This window comes from Aquimarina sp. AWH4_224, from assembly GCF_056160245.1.
This window is the reverse complement of record NZ_JBSWWU010000003.1, coordinates 517764-538031: the sequence shown is the minus strand read 5'-3', so window position 1 is coordinate 538031 and position 20268 is coordinate 517764. Positions and strand designations below refer to the sequence as shown.

Sequence of the window (20268 nt, the reverse complement as noted above, 5' to 3'; positions counted from 1 at the left end):
CCCCTTTTCGCACTTTTAGCATCTAGTTTTTTATTTTTCACATCCTGTTCTGAGTCCAAAAAAATGGATACCAAGGATAAAAATGACAAATTGATCGCTCAGGCGAATATTGTTACTGAAGAAAAAATACCCAACCTTTCAGAATTAGTATCAGGAGATATTGGTTTCGAAAAATTTAATACCCTTATTGCAGATACCGAATTCAAAGAATTGCTAGCAAAAAAAGGGCCTTACACTGTATTTGTTCCTTTAAACGGAGCCATCGAAAAACTGCACCCTAAATTAATAGAAAGTCTTAAAAAACCGGAAAGTAAAACTAAACTTACTCAAATCATGAATTGCCATATCATTCCGGGGCTTATTAATAGAGACGATATTGTAAAAGCGATCAAAGAAAATGGAGGTAGTGTTACGCTAAAAACCTTGGGAGGTGTACGCTTGCTAGCTTCGATGAAAAGAGATAAAATCTACCTTATAGACAAAGCAGGAAACGCTGGTAGGTTAATGGTAAATGACTTAGAAGCTACCAATGGTATTGTTCATACCATAGAGTCTGTAATGATGCCTAAATAATGACTGTTCACTGATATAGTTTTTGATACTTAAAGAAAAGGAAATCCATAGCGGGTTTCCTTTTTTTTCTGAATTAATTTTGGACATAAAACGGATTGGATTGAGTGTGAATATAAATTGTTAATTTTATCCCTTTTTAGAAGAATACCTTGGGGATGAAACTACTACTAGTTGTAAAAAAGATTGCTCGATCCATATTTGGTTTTTGGTGGCATATAGATTGGAAATCGAAAATAATAGATCTACTGATTGTTATTATTGGTATTACATTGGCTTTTCGGTTAAATAGTTGGAGTGAGTCGAAAAAGCAAAATGGCTTGCTGAAAGATTATATCACAAGTTTTGATATTGAAAACCAATCGAATATAGAAAGCCTTAAGAATACATTGTCCTATTGCGAGGTACAGCTTTCTAAAATCGACACTCTAAAAAACATCATGCGTATAGGAAACTATGGTGATGTACGATTACGCACACTATCTCCCAGTTTGTTGAATACAATAAGTTATAAGTCTTCTACGATTACCCTTGAAAATATTAAAGAGTCGGGTGACTTTGAGTTGATAAAAGATTACAAGCTTCGGAAAAAAATAATTACAGTCTACGAATATTTAAACGAAGTAAAAGAAAAAGAAAAGGTGCTTAACGACTATGTAAGAACCATCACCAGGCCATATTTTTTTGAAAAGATCAGATATAGAGATTTTTATCCGGTTGATGACGAGGGGTTGATTCAGGATCATCGCTACGAGAACATGATTATTGGTTACGGAATCCTGATCCAACGACAAATACAGGCTTATCAAACCGCAATGGCAAAACTGGAAGATCTGGAAAATGAGCTTGATCTTTCGTTATCCGATTAAAGATTAGTTTTGATGGATGTCAATTAGTCGAAAATCATAAGGCGTCCAGAGACAGGCTTTGGCTTCGCTTTGTTTCAAACCAGAATTTACCCAGGTGTTGCAGGTGTTAAAACAGTTGTAGTTACCGGTAGCTTCGTAAAAATCATCATTTTTATAATACCCTATACCCGGCAACAATATTTTTTGTTGGTTTTGATCTAATCGGAAAGCATTAAGTATGTACTTGTTCATTCGATCCAGTTGTTGAGATGTCATTTTAATGGCAGCCCAGTCCTGGTGCATTGAATTATATCTGGTTACATGCAGTAGGGTGGAGGTGTTTACAAACAATGCTCTAAACCCATTGATGAAAGTGAGATCTGCCCATGTAGGGGTTTCTACATAGAACGTTTTATCACCCCACCCAAAAGAAAAGAACAAATCCTCATCGGTATAGGTTAGTCCTTCTAATATGGCAGGAGCTATTTCAGATCGGGGAATGATGATTTCCAGGTGGACCCCATTAGAACTTAGATATACTGTGTGATCTTTTGCTGCAGATGTGTCTTCCGAATTCACAGTGATGTAAGTTGAGATCAGGGAAACGATCGAATACACTAATGGTATTAGTAATACAAAACATAGATATTTTGCTATCCTTTTTATCAATGCCATAAAACGAATTACAGCTATTTAGATTTAAATCGCAAGCAAAAAATAAAATAAACCTGCCGTAAAAGTAATACAGCAGGTGCTCTTGATTAATTAATATGTACTCTTATACCTTCAGAGTGGCTTGTAAATTCTGGAGCATACATACTCTGTATGGTGGTGATTCCATTCGAGAAGTCACCGCTATTATTTACTCTCAAGTCATATTCAAACACATGCACTCCTTTTGGTAAATAATCAAAGAAGAAATTAGTGGCAGCATCTCTTGTGCTTTGGTAGTACCCTAAACCGTCTTGCCATTTGTACTGAGAGATCACATTTATGGGTTCAAAGCCTGCGGCTCTCATATCTTTCATATGTACAAATTCCATGGCACGGTCGGATCGTAATTCGATGCGTACCCGAACAAGATCTCCCAGTTGCAACTGGGAAGCATCTGTAATTTCAGTAATTTCTTCTCCTGTATCTGTATTCTTTTTTACAAATAGCTTTTTCTTCAGCGATAGCGGGGTTTCTGCAACTGTGATTTTATCCAAATCTTCAAAATATTGCCAGTACAGGGCTCCCCAAGCAATTCCTTTTCCTTTTTTGGTAATTTGCGCCGTAGCCATGTTTGGTTGTATTTCGGATCCATTCCAAGAGGTTTTAAAGTATCCGGTTCCTGCTTCGACACTTACATCTTCGATAGTGGCAGGATCAATTTTTTGATCTCCAAGTACAATGTCTACCATATCGGTAACCGATATCCAATCACTTCCTTGTAGCAGCAATGCATACACCGCATTGGCCGTTGCTTTTGTGGTTTGCCATCGGTTAGTTTGCTTATTTTTAAGTAACCAAACTTTAAGATTGTCAACTATTTCTGTTCGCTTAGGTTCTTTTTCTACTTCAGAAAATACCTCAATCATTAAAGACTGTGTTTCTATTGGCGCCTGATACCAATACCAACTTGCTACATTTGATTTCCAGTACATACCCAACTCTTCGTTGTTGATACTTCTCTCGTCAAGTGATCGAATGATCTTTGTAGCTGCAGAATTATCATTGTTTCTATGTAGAACTAGTGCTAACATTCCTTGAGCGTACAGATTTTGTTTCAACCAATATTTTTTGGATTGCCCAATATAGTACTCCCAAGCTTCGTTGGTGTTGTTTGGTCTTTTTACATCCGGAAAGAAACTCCTCATATACAAATAGTGAATTTGGGTATAGCTAAGGTGATTCTTATTGATGTCAATTTTATTTTTCTTGCAATATCTTTTCAGTTCTTTGTATTCTTTTACAAAAGCATTGTCCAGATATCGAATAGCGTTTTGAAGCATATTTTTTGTACTGCTGTCATATTCGGCTACGTTAAGTTTGTCTAGATGACCAAATCCAGTTACAATATGCTGCGTGATATATCTATTTTCTCTTCCGCCCTCAAACCAGGGAAAAGCACCAGAACCATATTGCATTTTCTTCAGTTTATTTAATGCAGATTGCAACTCATTGTTCATTTGGTTAAGGTCAAAAAGCAAGGCTATTCGTTTCTTTTGCTCCGCTTCACTTTGTGCATCTCTTAACCATGGGGTTTCCTGAATGATCAGTGATTTTAATTCCTGATTTTTTTCCAGATTACTCAATAAAGCATCAGTAGATTTCCATTGATTAAAAACCTCTTGTATTCTTGGAGTAGAATTTGCGATATGGCTAGCCAACGCATTGGCATAGTATCTAGAGAAGGTTTGCTCAGAACACTCATAAGGATATTCCATCAAGTAGGGTAGTGCTTGTACGGCATACCATGCTGGGTTTGATGTCATCTCTAGCGTTAGTTTATGATGCTTAAGTGTATTTGAGCGATTGTCTTTAAGTTTGTCTAAAGTAAATGTCTTACTTTGATTAGAGCGAATCCACATCGGCATCGTCTCTGTAACCAGCATTCTATTACTTAGTACTGGTAACATGCTTTGTTCTCCATCAGAAAACTCACCCGCCTTGGCTACAATTTTATACAGAACAGTTTGTACATCATCGGGCACTTGCAATTTCCAGGAAACATTAGTATTTCCTTTTGTGGTCACTTCAAAATTCTGACGTGCATTGGTGTTACTTAACTTATCATCTATTTTAGCATTAGTCAAGGCATCAAATAACTGTAATTCTACGACTCCATTCAGATTTTGATCAGAGAGATTAGAAATTTTACTACTCAAAACTATAGTGTCTCCTTCTCGCAAAAATCGTGGAGGATTAGGAAGTACCATTAATTCTTTTTGAGTAACAGTTTCTAGCATCTGTGTACCTGCGTTCATTTCTTTGGTGTGAGCCAAAAGCTGTAATTTCCATTGTGTCAATGCTTCTGGAGCCGTAAAAGTAAAACTGATATTACCCTCAGGATCCGTAGTAAGCTGTGGCAAAAAGAACGCTGTTTCCTGTAGATTTTTCCTGATTTTTACTCCTTCAAGTGAAGTGTCTTTTTGATCTGTACTTCCCTTTTCTTCCTGGTCAGCTTCTGCATTGGCCTCTTCTCTAAGTCTATCTTCGTTTCCTTCAACAACAACTTCGCTTAATTCTGCTTCATCAGCTACTTCGGCACTTTTCGCAGCAAGAGGAGCGGCAGTCATTTCCAGAGCACCAGACAATTTTTTGCTTCTTCGGAAACCAGAATACCCTTGTCCAAAGTATAACCCAAACCATTCTAGCTGATCATAAGATCGGTATCCGTAATAGGAGCCATAACTCGGATCGTTATAAAGACGGAATGTATTGGCTCCAAAACTATGGGTTGATCGACGTTCATATTGGGTATAGTAAAGTGGTCTTGCTACAGGGGTGAAATACCATTGATGCGGTTTGAACTGATCCAACGACATGTCATACATGCTAGCTAATAGTTCAGCACTTACCTTATCGCCTTTTGGTCCTTTGATGGTAAAACTCCAGGTTTCAGACTGTCCTGGTTGTAATTTGTCTCTAAATGTTTTGGTCTCTATGCTTAACTCCGTAGGCTCATAAGGTACTGCAATAGGAAGTACCCCATGTTGGTAACTATTATAGTTTACAAAACTATAATTCACAGAAAACCCACCAAGATCATCTTTGGTTACTGGTATTTTTATGACTTTGCTGTTCTTTGAAAGTCGGATAAGTTGTGTCTCTACAATTTTGTAGTTTTTTTCAATATCTATAGTCACCGTGATATCTTCAGAAGCCGAACTTAATTTCACCAAAGCAACATCACCATTCTTATACGTGGATTTATCGGTTGTGATTTCAAATAGTTGATTATCGCTTATCACCTTATCAGATTGTTGATAGAGCGTTGTATATCTGATATCTTTTACTGCCTGCCCAAAAGGGTCTTTACTTTCTAGTTCAACAACATATTTGCCAGACTCCCATTTTTTGATATTCCCCAGCGTAATTTGTTGGTTACCCAAAGGATTACTTTTGGTGGTGTTCGTATTAAAATTGGTATTCAAAACCAAGGTTCCTTTTTTCCACTTTCTAAAATCGTGTTCATCTTTAAAAGCGTCGTGAGGGAACAGTTTTTCAAAAGCTTCTTTTTCAAACCCAGGGTAGTCGGGTGCTGCCCAAGGGCGTTTACGCAAAGGGTGCGTAGGAGCTTCTAACTTATAGATTTTGATGGTGCCACTAGCAGCTACCGCTTCTCCATTAAGATTTGTGGTGGTAACACTAATCGTTTGATCTTTTTCTTCTTTGTTAATGACTCCATTTATAGTTAGACCAGCCGTTATCGAATGATATCCAACGTTAACAATAGTGGTGGTACTTCTAGTCTCGCCATTGATATCAATAACATCAGCAGTAACTTCATAATTAAAAATGGGTTGATTTTCTTTTAGAACCGTCGGATCTGGTAAAGCCTTAAAATTAATGAAGTATTCTCCATTTTGATTGGTGGTAGTTTCGCCATTTACAATTTCTTGCGAATCTGAATTATAGCTAGGAAACCTGTAGCACCACCGTGGGTATTGTACTTTTCGATGTACTCGATACACCACCTTTGCATCAGTTATATTACTACCGGCATACGCTTTTGCAGTTCCGGTAAGCTTTACAGTGTCATTAACAGTATAAGTTTCTACTACAGGGTTGAAATTGGTTTCAAACTTTGGGCGTTTATATTCTTCTACCGAAAAAGAAATACTCTGATAATCGTCTGTTTGTATAGTATATAAACCTGTTAGTCCAGAAGAAGGCAAGATAAACTCTCCAGCAAAAGATCCATATTCATTGGTGGTAAATTGCAAAGTTTCTAGTTCCTGACCATTCACATCTCTTAGGCGGGCAAAAGCAGAAGTGTTAGGAACCACCTTGAAGTCTTCTTTGCGTTTAGAAGACATTCTTATTCCTTTAAAATATACTGTTTGACCAGGTCGGTAAATGCTGCGATCGGTAAACAGAAATGTAGAATAACGGGTGCTGTCATCATTTTGATTAGGCTCGTAGTTTCTGTTTAAGTAATATCCTTCAAAAATAGCTTTATCCTTTTCGTGGGTAACGGTAATCGTCACATCATAATAATATTCATTAAGCTTTAAAGAAGCTTGCCCATTAACGTCTGTATAGATGGTTTTATCCAAACTTTGTCGATACCCTTGGTTAGAAGATTTTAAATGTATTTTGGCATTAGAGACTGGTGCTCCGTTATGACGATTTAGTACTTGAAAAATAGATGCAGAAGGAGCAGTGTGTTCAATCAAAGATAAATCTGTGATTTGCATATGTCCATAAGAAAACATGGTCTCTTTGGATAACTCTGATTCTTGAGTAGCCAATATGAGATAAAAACCAGCATCTAGTTCTGGGAGCAATACTTCTGTATCATGTTTTTGGTAGTCGTTTTCATTCCGTATTTCGGCATCCCAAGTGATACTAACTCTCAATCCATTCAGGAACTTGATCTGTTTCTCTAATTCATAGATTCTTTCAAGTGTTTCGAGTTGTTTAGGAGTTATTTTTAGGGCTTTAAAGTATAGTTTGTTTAGGTTCTTGTATGACACCAATAAGCGTCCTGGGGTTTGTATAGGGACAAACTTTTCAGTTTTGATGTCAAGTTGCTGATCAAGAATTTCATCTTTTAGGGCTTCACAATTATCCGCACCCCTTGATTCTGGAAACTTTTCGATGGTGTTTTTGCAAATTTCTAAAGCTTCTTTTAGTCGCCATCTATGCGTTTCATTTTGTCCTGGAATATAAGAGGAACCTTGTTCTTTATATAGCAATGCAATTTCAAAATCGTATAATGCAGATACCTGGTGTTGGCTGTGTTTTTCTTTTTCGAGTTGTAATGTTTTTAACAAAACTTCTTGTTTGTCAGGAAACACTGCGTGTTCATAAATAAATTTTAAGCGCTCGATATTTACCTCGGTAAGCGCTACTGGAGTAGTGTCTCTTTTATGAAATTGGATGAGGTCTTGGTATAATTTCAAGGCATTTCCTTGTAGAGACAAGGTGTCTTTGGATTCAATTCGTAAAGTAGAGAATGTATTATGATCACTTAAAAAACTTGGGTTATCTAAGCGAAATGCATACGAAGGTTTGGTGATACCAGTTTCTGAAGTTTTATAAAATTGAAGCGCATTGTGCATTAAGAAATCATAAAGCGTGGGGCGATACTTTTTTGAATCATAATAAGTGTTCAGAATCTCATCAAATTTTTTGAGATCTGTTTGCTGTGCTAGCACTCCATTTTGAATCGACTTTTGAAAATGGGTGTGTATTTCCTCAAACAAGGTGTCCAGATCCCAACTTCTAAAATCTTCCTCATCTACCTTTTGTGCAGTTTTTGTGCGATTATAAAATTTCCATCTATTTTGTTGAAAATATTGCCAGTACAAATTGGCAAGAATACTTTCTAATATATTTTTCTTGGGAAATGCACTTTCGTTGATTTCGGTCTTAAAATCATTGATTATCGTAAGTTGTGCATTTTCTTCTAGGGTCAATAAGTGCTTTGATTTATACAACAACGCTTTGATGACTTGAGGATCATTATTTTCTTTTTTAGCCTTGGTATATATAGTCTTTACCACTTCTATGGCAGATTTGGGCAATCCTTTTTGTTCAAAAGTGACTACTTTTTTCCAATCCTCCTGATAGTTATGTTGACCGTTCATAAAAAATAGGTTTGTTAGACAGAATATGGTAAGAATAAAATACTTTTTCATCATACTGATTTATAGGTTGTCAAATAAACTCAAACAATAGGCATACCATTTTTTGAAGTAAGTGTTTTATGCTTATTAAAAACAATATAAAGCTACATATTTGAAATGAGTCTTTACAATAATTTTATCGTTTAAAATACATTTTAAGTATACGATGATGCTAAAAAAAGTAGAATTACTAACGTAAAAAACCGGGAATGAGTAAAACTGCGGTTTGATTGAGTGTGTCTGTATTTTTGAATAGGATCTTTTCCTTATGCCATATTGGTTTGTATATTTACCGTTAGAATTAAAGAATAGCTATGCGTGTACATTTTATAGCAATAGGAGGGAGTGCCATGCACAATCTTGCTATTGCCTTACATCAAAAAGGATATCAGGTTACAGGAAGCGATGATACCATTTTTGAACCTTCAAAATCGAGATTAGATCGATATGATTTATTACCAAGTACTTTTGGTTGGTTTCCAGAAAAAATAACTTCTGATCTTGATGCTATTATTTTGGGGATGCATGCAAAAAAAGATAACCCAGAATTACTAAAAGCTCAAGAATTAGGAGTTACTATATATTCTTATCCCGAATTTCTTTATGAACAATCCAAAAATAAAACGCGTGTAGTTATTGGGGGGTCTCACGGTAAAACCACCATTACATCGATGATTCTGCACGTATTGCACTATCATGATAAAGATGTAGACTACATGGTAGGGGCACAACTAGAAGGTTTTGATACCATGGTACGCCTTACCGAAGAGAACGATTTTATGATTCTCGAAGGTGATGAGTATCTGTCGTCTCCTATCGATCGTAGACCAAAATTTCATCTATATCAACCCAATATTGCATTGGTAAGCGGTATTGCCTGGGATCATATCAATGTATTTCCTACTTACGAAAACTATGTGGACCAGTTTAGGATTTTTATGAACTCTATTGTTAATGGGGGTGCTCTGGTGTATAATGAAGAAGATGCCGAGGTGAAACAGCTAGCAGAGGCAATCGAAATTCCGATCCGAAAATTTCCTTATACTACACCAGTCTATAGCATCGAGGATGGGAGTACCCTTCTCGATACTCCCGAAGGAGAGATGCCTATAGAAGTATTTGGGGCGCATAATCTAAGTAATCTGGCTGGAGCCAAATGGATATGCCAACATATGGGAGTCGATGAAGATGATTTTTATGAAGCTATTGCTTCGTTCAAAGGAGCGTCAAAACGATTGGAGAAAATAGCCGAGAATTCGACCTCGGTGGCGTATAAAGATTTTGCGCATAGCCCGTCTAAAGTGAGTGCTACTACAAAAGCTGTCAAAGAGCAATATGCAAACAAGACAGTCATCGCTTGTTTGGAGTTACATACGTATAGTAGTCTCAATGCAGAGTTTTTAAAAGAATACGAAGGAGCTCTTGACTCTGCAGATAAAGCGGTGGTATTTTATTCTCCCCATGCCGTAAAAATTAAGCAACTAGAAGAGGTTTCTGCAGATCAGATTGAAAGCGCTTTCAAACGCGATGATTTGATCATTTATACCAATCCTGATGAATTTCAGACTTTTTTAAGGCAGCAGGATTTTACAGATACCGTACTACTTTTGATGAGCAGTGGTAACTATGGAGGGTTAAATTTTGATGAGGTAAAGAGCTGGTTTTAATATCTAATGAGACGAAAAGTGTAGTTCGTACATCTGGTTTACAAAATCAGCAACTTGTTTTTGATTGTTTTGTATTAATTCTTTTTTGGCGTTCTCTATGTCATTAGGGTTTTTATCCTGACTGATTTTGAACTTCCCTTCCCAAGTATCAATCGCTATTTCGAAACAATGTATGTATGGCACTAATCGATCCATTCGTGGGTCATCGATATCCAGAATGAACTTTTGATTGGGTCCTTCCAGAAACTCAGTCATTCGTACAATCGATTGTTTAATCTCCTCGGGATTTATAAGCGTTTTAGCCTTACCATTGGCATGTGCGATAATGTAATTCCAGGTAGGAAGCTGTTTTGTTGTATAAATTGAAGGTGAGATGTAAGTGTTTGGTCCCTGAAAAATAGCAGTAACAAAATGATTTTCCTTCAATAAATTAACATGTGGGTTGTTGCGATCGATATGTCCTACAAGTTTATCATTGCGAAATATCAAAGGTGCATGTGTTATGAAAGGAACGGATCCGTCTGAAGAAACTAGAGTAGCAAAAGGATAAGCTTTGGCTACACTTTTAATCGTTTCTGTATTGTAATCTTGGTGATGTTTTGGTGGATACACGAATTATGCGTTAAATTGTTTAAGATGATGATCCAAATGTTTGTATTGCATTTTTCCCCATTGATCTCGGGTGAATTTACCAAACATCGGGTGTGGACCCCATTGCTGTTTGTCTCTTTGGTTCGAAAACTCTTTTGTGAGTTCCAGTAATTGTTGTTTTTCAGACTCAAACTCTTTTTGATCTTCGACCTTTAATTTGGAATGGGTGGGTAGATTTTTTTTCCAAGGTTTGTCATTATACATGGATTTTTTGAAGAATAGTTTGGCTAGAAAATTAGGTTTGAGTTCAGGATGCTCTTTTTTCAAAGCAATTTTCAAAGGAAACTGACAATGATGAAACATTTGCGAAGCATTCATTTTTCCCCAGGCAGGAGAAGTGGTGTCAGAAATTTGATCTATGCGATTTTCTATTTCCTGTAAGGTTGATTCTTCAAAAAGTGATTTCATAATGAGGGTATTTTTGGATAGATGCATACCAAAAATAAAACATTATTTATATAAAAATAAAAAAGGCGAGTTTTATTAACTCGCCTTTCTAAATATATATGTTTGATTTTAACCTACTTTATCAAAGAATAAACTTAAGAAACCGTCTAGATCATCTTCGCTAGCTATATCATTAGGAGTTCCTAAGTTGATCATCAATGGTTGATCCTTAATAGTTCCTCTTAAGAAGAACTGATATGTGTTTCCTGTTTTAAATTTGAAACCTTTTAATTCAGAACCAAAAGAAGTAAACTTTACTTCAGTCTTTGCAGCGCTACCTTCAGCGAAAGCACTAATAGTTGCATCGAATACAGCAGATAACATATCATCTGTATAATAATCCCACTTAATAGAGGTACCATTACATGCCTGTAATTCATATTCTGAAACAGCTTCACATCCTCTTGGGACTTGTATGTTATTTCCTACTAAGTTTAGAAAGGAAACTTTATTGTCTTGACCGTAAAAATTAAGTGCAGTAAGGAATAAAACGATAGTAAAAATATTCTTCATAAATAGGTTAATTTGAAGGTTTTAAATTATTCATTTTTGGATTAAGGGTGCCCAAATATAGTAAAACTTTCATTTTCAAACAAATATATGCTATATAATATTAAAGGATTGTTAAATAGAATTGGGTTTTTTTGTGGATATTTAGGGGAATAATGTATTGTTTTTGAGGGAAATAGTTTGTAATTATACCTCTGGATATTTTTTTGTTTAACGATAAAAATTAACATATGATCGATAAAAATTCTTCCTTTTCTATTAAGAAATGGAGTGGAAATGATCGTCCAAGAGAGAAATTAATCGTCAAAGGTAAGAATGCGCTTACGGATGCCGAGTTAGTAGCTATACTTATTGGGTCTGGAAATAGGGATGAAAGCGCATTGGCTTTAAGTAAAAGAATTTTGGCAAGCGTCGATCATAAAATAAATAGATTAGGCAAATTATCGTTAAAGGATCTCATGCAGTTTAAAGGTATTGGTGAGGCTAAGGCAATTTCGATTATCGCAGGATTAGAGTTGGGGCGAAGAAGGGGAGAAGGTATTGAAGTCCTACCTGTAATTACTAGTAGTAGAGATGCGTATGTTTTATTCGATAGAGTTATGGGAGATCTTGAACATGAAGAGTTTTGGGTGCTTTACTTAGATCATGGAAATAAGGTGATTCAACAAAAACAAATTAGCGTTGGCGGGAAGACAGTTACTGTAGTAGACCCTAGGGTAGTTTTTAGAAATGCCTTAGAGTATGGAGCAACAAACATCATCATCGGTCATAACCATCCAAGTGGAGGGTTAAAACCTAGTACTGCCGATATTAATTTAACCCAAAAGCTAAAGCAAGCAGGGGTAAGTTTGGATATTAAGGTCATTGATCACTTGATTATAGGCGAAAAAAGCTATTTTAGCTTTGCCGATGATGCAATGTTGTAGGATTCGGTACAGGATTCAATTTACTCGTAGCTCAGATTATGTTATTGATGCATACCCAAAAAGTCACTTCCAGAGTTTCTTACACTTTTAAGCAAATTTGTAAGAGAATTTTGGGGCTTGACATTGATTTAACTTCCAAAATTGAACTATTTATTGCACACGATGGTCCTAAATTTTCCTATGGAAAACAACCTTTGGGTAAAGAATTGTACTTTCAGAGTGTTGATTTACTTTTTGAACAGGGCTTGAACGATGTAGAGGTTCAGGTTTCGGATTGGGAAGGTGTAAAATGTTTTTTTGAGGTAAAACATGAAGATGCGGCGTTACCTTATGATATTTTTGCAGCTACTTTTTATCTACTCTCCCGGTACGAAGAATATATGCCGCATGTAAAAGATCAAATGGGACGTTTTCCTGCTACCGAAAGTATAGCTTTTCAAAATGATTTTTTAAAAGATCCAGTTGTCGACATTTGGGCACATCGATTTAAAAAGATTCTGTTAGAGAAATACCCTGATCTTATCTTTAAACAAAAAACTTTTTCGGTCATGCCGATTGTGGCGGTAAGTCAAACTTTTGCTTACAAAAACAAAGGGGTTTTGCGATCGATTGGTGGAGGTATTCGTGATCTTTGGAGACTTAAATTAGATGAATTTGGGGATCGCCTACGTGTACTTTTAGGATTCATGAGAGATCCTTACGATATTTTTGATTTTATTATTGATTTGCAAAAAAGCAAACCCAATAAAGCTAAAGTTTTATTTGGAATAGGAGACTTTTCTAACTACGAAAAAAACATTGGTTACAATAAACCTAAGCATCGCACGGTTATAAAACATATAGCCGACTATGTAGAAGTAGGACTTAAACCTTCTTATGAAGCGATAGAGAGTCTTCAAATCCTTAAAAAGGAAAAAATAAGAATAGAAGGAATTCTAAATCGAAGGTTAAAATATACCATCTGTTCTTTTTTTAAATTAAAATTACCCGAAGCTTACCGTAATTTTATTGAGCTTGAAGTAAAAGAGGATTTTTCTATGGGGTATGCAAAGTATTCTGGGTTTAGGGCAGGTACTTGTACTCCGTTTATGTTTTACGACCTGGATTATGAGGTGCAGACCCCTTTGGTAATTCACTCATTTTGCTTTTCGAATGTAGGACAAGATGTAGATTTGACTCCTGAAGATGAAATAAGAAAAGAAATGATGGGCCTAATGGGTAGGGTAAAAGAGGTTAAAGGTGTTTTTATTACAGTATTCTCTAATACAGTACTTAGTGAGAATCATGAACATCAATCATTTTGGAAATCTATTTTTGAATTTATTTGGAATATAGAAAATGAATAATTCAATACAACACATTTTTTTTGATTTGGATCATACTCTCTGGGATTTTGATAAAAATTCATCCTTAGCTTTTGGGGAGATATTTAAAAAGTTTCAGATTGATTTAGAATTGGATCAATTTTTGAAGGTATATCGTCCTATAAACATGAAGTACTGGAAGCTATATCGAGAAGAAAAAGTAGGTAAAAAAGAATTGCGAAGAGCAAGACTCACAGAGACCTTTTCTGGTTTTGATATGCAGTTTGATACGAAGGTGATTGATCAAATGTCTGATGATTATATTGACTTTTTGCCACTTAATAATTATTTGATTGATGGTGCCAAGGAGTTATTAGAGTATCTACATCCCAAATACAAAATGCATATTATTACCAATGGCTTTAAAGAAGTGCAACAAACAAAATTGGTAAAAGCGGGCATACATAACTATTTTAAAACTGTAACGAATAGTGAAGAGGTTGGAGTGAAGAAACCCAACCCTGTTATTTTTGAGCACGCATTAAAAAAATCGGGCGCAAAAACAACTCATAGCGTAATGATTGGGGATAACTATGAAGCTGATATTCTGGGTGCCGAGGCCTTGGGTTTTAAGACGATTTGTTTTAATTATCACAATGAAACTTTACCATCATCCAACATTCAGGTAACAGAATTAAAAAGTATCAAAAATCATCTTTAGAAATAAATATTTGTATTTTAGTTAATTATAAACATTGCCCCTACGATGAAAACAAAAAAAATAGTGAGATTGCTATGCCTATTTTGCATAGCATTGATGTCGATTTCTTGTGTTAAGGATTTGGATTTTGATCAGGTAGAAGATGTGGTACTTACCCCCATCTTTGAAGTGGATTTTATATTTTCCAGATTTGAAACCGACGAATTTGTGGATCCTGGTATTGATCCAACAATCGTGATTCCAGAAGTAGTCGTTAGAGATACTTTGGATTATGATCTTTTAGCAACAGATTTCATTGTCGATAATCTGGAGCAAATAGAATTAACTTTCGAATTTAGAAATACCATCCAAAGAGCTTTTGAGTTTGATTTTGGTTTCTTGAATGATGCCAACCAAATTGTCGGTCCTGCCTTTAGTTTTACCGCAGCTGCTGGTAACGGTCCGGGTACAGAGCCCGTGGTTACCACAGAAGTTATTGTTTTGGATAGTGCTACCATAGACGTTCTAGGAGGCGCAAGAAGATTGATATCTTCGATACGTGTTGAGAATGTAAACAGTGGGTTGGAAGGGGTGTTAGAGTTAAGATCTAAAGGTACTTATTTTATCAATTACGAGTTATGAGAGCAGTTTTAGTGTTATGTTTTATCTTTTGGGGCTCTCATATATATTCTCAAAATAAGGAGACTTTATATGATTTTAATGATTTGCCTCAATCTTTAATGCTTAATCCAGGAGCCAAGGTTGGGTTTAAAAAGCATCTAGGTATTCCGTTTTTATCTCAAATCCACTTGAATGCGGGATTTAGAGGAGCTTCTTTATTTGATGTTTTTGGTGATGATGGCAGAGATATCAATGAGAAAATCGAAACCACTCTTAATACCCTTACGAGCAATGATTATGTAACGCTTACACAGCAGTTAGAAATTGCCAATTTTGGGTGGGAGAGCAAACGAAATGAGGATGTTTATTTTTCCGCTGGGATTTATCAAGAATTAGATGTAATTGGTTTTTTTCCTAAAGATTTTGCTGTGCTGGCTTATCAGGGGAATAGGGATTTTATTAACGTTCCTTTCCGATTTTCTACGATAAATGCTTCTGGTGAGTTGCTTATGGTATATCATTTTGGGTATAATAAAAGAGTGAATAAGAAATTTACTTTTGGAGCAAGAGCTAAATTGTATTCGAGTATAATTCATGCGCGATCAGCGAGAAATACAGGGACTTTTACAACAGTAGAAACACCGCAAGGAAGAAATATATATCAGCATATTGTTAGCAATGCTGATGTAGAGTTGAGCACATCTGGATATGCTTCTCTACGAGATCTCGAGGAAGAAACGGGTTCTGATCAAGTAAAAAATGCAGTTAATAAATTAATTGGAAGAGCACTTTTAGGAGGTAATCTAGGGGTTGGAGTTGATGTTGGATTTACACACAATATTAATGATCAACTAAGTGTTACGGGAAGTGTAAATGATCTTGGTGTAGTCTTTTATACTAACGATGTGGAGACTTACCGGGCAAGAGGGAATTATATATTTGAAGGATTTGAGACACCAATTCAATTTTCTGGAGAAGAGTCTCAGAATTTTATTGATGAATTAGAAGAGGCTATTCCCTTGGATACCTTAAGTAATACTTACGTCAATATGCGACCGATGAAATTAAATGGCTCTATTCGATATTCATTTAATCAATATGATGACGGAAGATGTTATTATTGTATAGAGGGAGAAGATCCTCCTTACCTAGATGCTGTAGGTTTTCAGGTATTTACTCAGTTCAGGCCAAATAGGCCTCAATACGCGGCATCTTTGTTTTACTATAAAAGACTATTTCATTTTTTACGAACCAAAGTGACTTATACTGTAGATGATTTTTCACCATATAACCTAGGTTTTTTAGTTTCGACGCATATTAATAAATTTAATTTTTATCTTTCAGCAAATAATGTATTCGAGTACACCAATCTGGCAAAAGCGAGGGGTGCCTCGGTTCAATTGGGGTTTAATATTATAATGTAAAAAGATATGTTAAGAGTTTTTTTGTTAGTGCTTGCCTTTTTTATGGTTTTTAGTGGGAATGCGCAAAAGAGTGTAAATGACTATAAATATGTAATAGTACCTACTAGATATAATTTTTTAAAGAAAGACGATTCCTATCAGTTAAACTCATTGACTCAGTTTTTGTTTAAGAAATATGGCTTTCATGCAATATTGCAAGGTCAGGAGCTTCCTGCAGATCTTATCACTAATGGCTGCAAGGGATTACAGGCGGATGTGACCAAAAATTCTGGACTTTTTATTACCAAGCTAGTGGTTACGCTAAAGGATTGTAATGGTAGAGAAGTCTTTGCTTCGGCAGAAGGTACAAGCAAAGAAAAGGATTTTAAAACAGCGTATCATGCGGCTTTGAGAGATGCTTTTAAGAGTGTAGAAGAGCTAAATTACAGTTATAATGGTAATGCAGAAAGTGGAGCGCGATCAGGGCAACAGGCAGCAAGACAGGCACCAAAACCAACAGCTGTTGAAAAGGAATCTGCGGTAAGTACCCCAAAGAGTCAGGAAAAGGAATTACAACCACAACCAAATCCTACAGCGTCTACAGTAAAAGAAAGTAGTAAATATCTTTTAAACGGAAATACATATACGTTAAAGAAAACTAGTTTTGGATTTGAATTACATCAGGATCAGTCTGGTACTAAAGGTAAAATATATCAGTTGGAACGAAACAATAGTTACCTGATTAATGCGGGAGACCTGAGTGGTTCTGGTTATTTTGACGGTTTCGGGAACTTTGTCCTGGAACGAGTGAACCCGGTAACTGATAAAGTTATTAAAGATATTTTAGCTCGTCAATAAGCTGATTAATAATCATATTTATCTTTCCATCTTGATTTAAGGAAATTTCGAAACACATTTTCCCTTTGATTATCACCAGGATCATACAGTTTGGTATTTGCGATTTCGTCTGGTAAAAACTCTTGATTTACAAAATTGTTTTGATAATCATGAGAATATTTATAATCTTCACCATATCCTAGTTCTTTCATGAGCTTGGTGGGAGCATTTCTAATGTGTAGAGGGATGGATAAGTCCCCGGTTTGTTTTACCAATTGTTGTGCGTTTTTTATTGCCATGTAAGAAGCATTACTTTTGGCAGAGCTAGCTAAATAAACCGTACATTGACTTAGGATGATCCTGGCTTCAGGATAACCTATGGTGTTTACAGCCTGAAAGGTGTTATTTGCTAGTATTAATGCTGTAGGGTTAGCGTTTCCGATATCTTCTGAAGCTAGTATTATTAACCTTCTTGCAATGAACTTTAGATCTTCTCCGCCTTCTATCATTCTTGCTAACCAATAGACAGCTGCGTTAGGATCACTACCTCTAACCGATTTAATAAAAGCTGAGATGATATCGTAGTGCTGTTCACCAGTCTTGTCATACCGTACAGTATTTTGCTGGACAAGTTTTAGAACGAGATCATTTGTGATTATAATAGGATTGGTGTCTTGACTAGAAACTATTAGCTCAAAAATATTCAATAACTTTCTGGCATCTCCACCACTCAGTCGTAACAAAGATTCGGTTTGTTCCAGGACAATATTTTTGGATTTTAAGAGGTTATCCTCCAGCATTGCTCTATTAAGCAAGGCTTCTAGCTCCTTTTTGCCAAATGGGTTAAGTGTATATACCTGACAGCGGGATAGTAATGCAGGGATCACCTCAAAACTGGGATTTTCGGTGGTAGCTCCTATAAGTGTAATCCACCCTTTTTCTACGGCGCCTAACAGGGAATCTTGTTGTGATTTACTAAATCTATGAATTTCATCGATGAATAGAATAGGATTTTTTGAAGTGAAAAGCCCTCCACTTTGTTTTGCCTTGTCGATAACTTCACGTACTTCTTTAACACCACTATTGATGGCACTAAGAGTATAAAAAGGACGTTCAGACTCTTTGGCAATGATGTTAGCTAATGTGGTTTTTCCTACACCTGGTGGTCCCCATAAGATTAACGAAGGGATAACTCCTCTTTTTATTTGCTGTCTTAGAGCGCCATCGTTCCCTACCAAGTGCTCCTGACTCAAGTATTCTTCAAGCGATTGAGGACGTATCCGTTCTGCCAAAGGTTGATTTGTATCCATACGTACAAAGGTACAAAGCTAGTTACAATCCTTAACAAGAAATATAGGATAGATCGTTTACCTGGGAATTAAAACTGCCATTTTAGCTGTATTTGGTGTTTTGGACTTTTTTTTGATACTTTATAGGGTATGAAAAGAGATCAGGAGTTATTTGAGTTTAATACCGGAGTTATTGGATACCCTATATTGTTTGTTTTACTGATCTGGATCGTATTTTGGGCAGAAGTACGACTGGGGTTAGATATTAAACAGTTTGGGGTGTATCCTAGAACGTTCATGGGACTCAGAGGGGTATTGTTTTCCCCTTTTATACATGGAGATATTACACATTTGTGGCATAATACGCTTCCTCTTTTGATATTGTCTAGTGCTTTATTTTATTTTTATCATAACAATGCCTGGAGAATATTGTTGATTGGTGCTTTGCTTACTGGTATTTTGACATGGATACTGGGTAGACCTGCCAATCATATTGGAGCAAGTGGGATAGTATATCTTTTATTTGGTTTTCTGTTTTTCAAAGGAATCATTGCTAGAAATTTTAGATTAATGGCTTTGTCATTTGTTGTAGTATTTATTTATGGAAGTATGGTCTGGTATGTTTTTCCTGTGGACCCTAAAATTTCTTGGGAAGGTCATTTTTCAGGTCTTTTTTCGGGTGCCTTATTGGCATTTTTAATTCGAAAAGGAATTGCAAAACCCAAAGTATATTCCTGGGAATCTCCCGATTATAACCCAGAGGAAGATGAATTTTTGAAGCATTTTGATGAGGATGGGAATTTCATAGAAACCCTTCCAGAACAAAAAGAGGAGGTGATAGATCAAGAAATAAAGATCAATTACGAATATAAGGAAGATAATAGGAGGGAAGACAAACTATAGTCGTTGGCGTATAGTTTCGTAGAGAAATACACCACAGGCAACGGATACGTTAAGCGAAGCAATCTCGCCGTGCATTGGTAATTTAGCTTGTTCATCCACTAATTTCAAAACAGAATTAGATATTCCCTTGCCTTCGCTACCCATAATAATAGCTGTAGGATTGGTTAAGTTTAAATCGTAGATGTTTCCCTTTGCTTTTTCAGTTGCTGCTATAACAGTTATCCCAGAACCCTGCAAATAGAATAAAGCGTCTTTGATGTGATCTACTTTGCAGATGGGAATATTAAATATCGCACCTGCTGAAGTTTTTATAGTATCTGCACTTACTGGTGCTCCACCTTTTTTCTGGATGATAATACCATGTACACCGGTGCATTCTGCAGTTCTTATAATAGCTCCAAAATTGCGAACATCTGATAATTGATCAAGAATTAAGAAGAGTGGAGTTTCTCCAGACTCGATCACATTGAGTACTAGGTTTTCCAGGTTATGAAATTCAATAGGGGAGATGAAGGCTACAACTCCTTGATGATTTTTTCGGGTTAGCCGGTTTAGCTTTTCAATAGGAACATATGAGAATGATATACCATTTTCTTTGATTTGCTTCCAGAGCTCTTTTGACAATTCACCATGCAACCCTTTTTGGATAAATAGTTTGTCAATTGTTTTTCCAGAAATGATGGCTTCCATAACCGCTCTGATACCAAATACTAACGTTTCGTCTTTCACCCTATGATTGTTTAGTTTTCTGCC

At 36.0% G+C, this 20268-nt stretch carries 17 protein-coding genes; 10 read left to right on the top strand and 7 right to left on the bottom strand.

Going from position 1 to position 20268, the window contains the following annotated elements; all coding sequences use genetic code 11:
- Positions 1 to 63: 63 nt before the first annotated feature.
- Entirely contained in the window at positions 64 to 573 is a 510-nt protein-coding gene (locus ACXAGJ_RS08525; RefSeq protein ID WP_474838886.1) for a fasciclin domain-containing protein, read from the top strand.
- Positions 574 to 728: 155 nt separating this feature from the next.
- On the top strand, positions 729 to 1439 hold the full coding sequence (locus tag ACXAGJ_RS08520) for a hypothetical protein (RefSeq protein WP_474838884.1): 711 nt from the start codon (positions 729 to 731) through the stop codon (positions 1437 to 1439).
- Positions 1440 to 1442: 3 nt separating this feature from the next.
- Here the strand turns inward: ACXAGJ_RS08520 and ACXAGJ_RS08515 are convergent, their stop codons facing one another.
- Both ACXAGJ_RS08515 and ACXAGJ_RS08510 read right to left on the bottom strand, forming a co-directional pair.
- Positions 1443 to 1997 (bottom strand): DUF2459 domain-containing protein, encoded by a 555-nt coding sequence (locus ACXAGJ_RS08515; protein WP_474838883.1) that lies wholly within the window; start codon positions 1995 to 1997, stop codon positions 1443 to 1445.
- Positions 1998 to 2179: 182 nt separating this feature from the next.
- Entirely contained in the window at positions 2180 to 8218 is a 6039-nt protein-coding gene (locus tag ACXAGJ_RS08510; protein ID WP_474838881.1) for an alpha-2-macroglobulin family protein, read from the bottom strand.
- 353 nt (positions 8219 to 8571) lie between these two features.
- Here ACXAGJ_RS08510 and ACXAGJ_RS08505 point away from each other — a divergent pair, with 353 nt between their 5' ends.
- Positions 8572 to 9924 carry a UDP-N-acetylmuramate--L-alanine ligase gene (locus ACXAGJ_RS08505; RefSeq protein ID WP_474838879.1) on the top strand — a complete coding sequence of 451 codons (1353 nt, stop codon included), beginning with the start codon at positions 8572 to 8574 and terminating at the stop codon, positions 9922 to 9924.
- A 3-nt stretch (positions 9925 to 9927) separates the two neighbouring features.
- Here ACXAGJ_RS08505 and ACXAGJ_RS08500 read toward each other — a convergent pair whose 3' ends face one another.
- The 3 genes from ACXAGJ_RS08500 to ACXAGJ_RS08490 form a co-directional block, all read right to left on the bottom strand.
- Positions 9928 to 10536: an FMN-binding negative transcriptional regulator gene (locus ACXAGJ_RS08500; protein ID WP_474838877.1), complete on the bottom strand. Its 609-nt coding sequence runs from the start codon at positions 10534 to 10536 to the stop codon at positions 9928 to 9930.
- Positions 10537 to 10539: 3 nt separating this feature from the next.
- A complete protein-coding gene (locus ACXAGJ_RS08495) occupies positions 10540 to 10983 on the bottom strand; it encodes a DUF1569 domain-containing protein (protein ID WP_474838875.1) in 444 nt (147 codons plus the stop codon).
- Between the two features lie 108 nt (positions 10984 to 11091).
- On the bottom strand, positions 11092 to 11535 hold the full coding sequence (locus tag ACXAGJ_RS08490) for a hypothetical protein (RefSeq protein ID WP_073316808.1): 444 nt from the start codon (positions 11533 to 11535) through the stop codon (positions 11092 to 11094).
- Between the two features lie 227 nt (positions 11536 to 11762).
- Here ACXAGJ_RS08490 and radC point away from each other — a divergent pair, with 227 nt between their 5' ends.
- Genes radC through ACXAGJ_RS08460 form a run of 6 tightly spaced genes read left to right on the top strand, consistent with a single transcriptional unit; the run spans position 11763 to position 17344 of the window.
- The gene (radC, locus tag ACXAGJ_RS08485) at positions 11763 to 12458 is read left to right on the top strand and encodes a RadC family protein (protein ID WP_474838873.1); all 696 of its coding nucleotides are present in this window, start codon (positions 11763 to 11765) and stop codon (positions 12456 to 12458) included.
- A 47-nt stretch (positions 12459 to 12505) separates the two neighbouring features.
- A complete protein-coding gene (locus ACXAGJ_RS08480; protein WP_474838871.1) occupies positions 12506 to 13804 on the top strand; it encodes a polysaccharide deacetylase family protein in 1299 nt (432 codons plus the stop codon).
- Positions 13797 to 14483 (top strand): YjjG family noncanonical pyrimidine nucleotidase, encoded by a 687-nt coding sequence (locus tag ACXAGJ_RS08475; RefSeq protein ID WP_474838869.1) that lies wholly within the window; start codon positions 13797 to 13799, stop codon positions 14481 to 14483. Before ACXAGJ_RS08480 ends, ACXAGJ_RS08475 begins: the two co-directional genes overlap by 8 nt.
- A gap of 45 nt (positions 14484 to 14528) precedes the next feature.
- Positions 14529 to 15104: a hypothetical protein gene (locus tag ACXAGJ_RS08470; protein ID WP_474838867.1), complete on the top strand. Its 576-nt coding sequence runs from the start codon at positions 14529 to 14531 to the stop codon at positions 15102 to 15104.
- Positions 15101 to 16507 carry a DUF5723 family protein gene (locus ACXAGJ_RS08465; RefSeq protein ID WP_474838865.1) on the top strand — a complete coding sequence of 469 codons (1407 nt, stop codon included), beginning with the start codon at positions 15101 to 15103 and terminating at the stop codon, positions 16505 to 16507. Before ACXAGJ_RS08470 ends, ACXAGJ_RS08465 begins: the two co-directional genes overlap by 4 nt.
- Positions 16508 to 16513: 6 nt before the next feature.
- On the top strand, positions 16514 to 17344 hold the full coding sequence (locus ACXAGJ_RS08460; protein ID WP_474838863.1) for a hypothetical protein: 831 nt from the start codon (positions 16514 to 16516) through the stop codon (positions 17342 to 17344).
- Positions 17345 to 17349: 5 nt separating this feature from the next.
- Here the strand turns inward: ACXAGJ_RS08460 and ACXAGJ_RS08455 are convergent, their stop codons facing one another.
- Positions 17350 to 18633, bottom strand: coding sequence for a replication-associated recombination protein A (locus tag ACXAGJ_RS08455; protein ID WP_474838861.1), 1284 nt, complete (start codon positions 18631 to 18633; stop codon positions 17350 to 17352).
- A 129-nt stretch (positions 18634 to 18762) separates the two neighbouring features.
- On the opposite strand from ACXAGJ_RS08455, the gene ACXAGJ_RS08450 reads away from it, so the two are divergent.
- Positions 18763 to 19515, top strand: a complete 753-nt coding sequence (locus tag ACXAGJ_RS08450) for a rhomboid family intramembrane serine protease (protein WP_474838859.1) — start codon at positions 18763 to 18765, stop codon at positions 19513 to 19515.
- Here the strand turns inward: ACXAGJ_RS08450 and rlmB are convergent.
- A complete protein-coding gene (gene rlmB, locus ACXAGJ_RS08445) occupies positions 19510 to 20244 on the bottom strand; it encodes a 23S rRNA (guanosine(2251)-2'-O)-methyltransferase RlmB (RefSeq protein WP_474838857.1) in 735 nt (244 codons plus the stop codon). The two genes, ACXAGJ_RS08450 and rlmB, sit on opposite strands and share 6 nt — an antisense overlap.
- Positions 20245 to 20268: the final 24 nt, after the last annotated feature.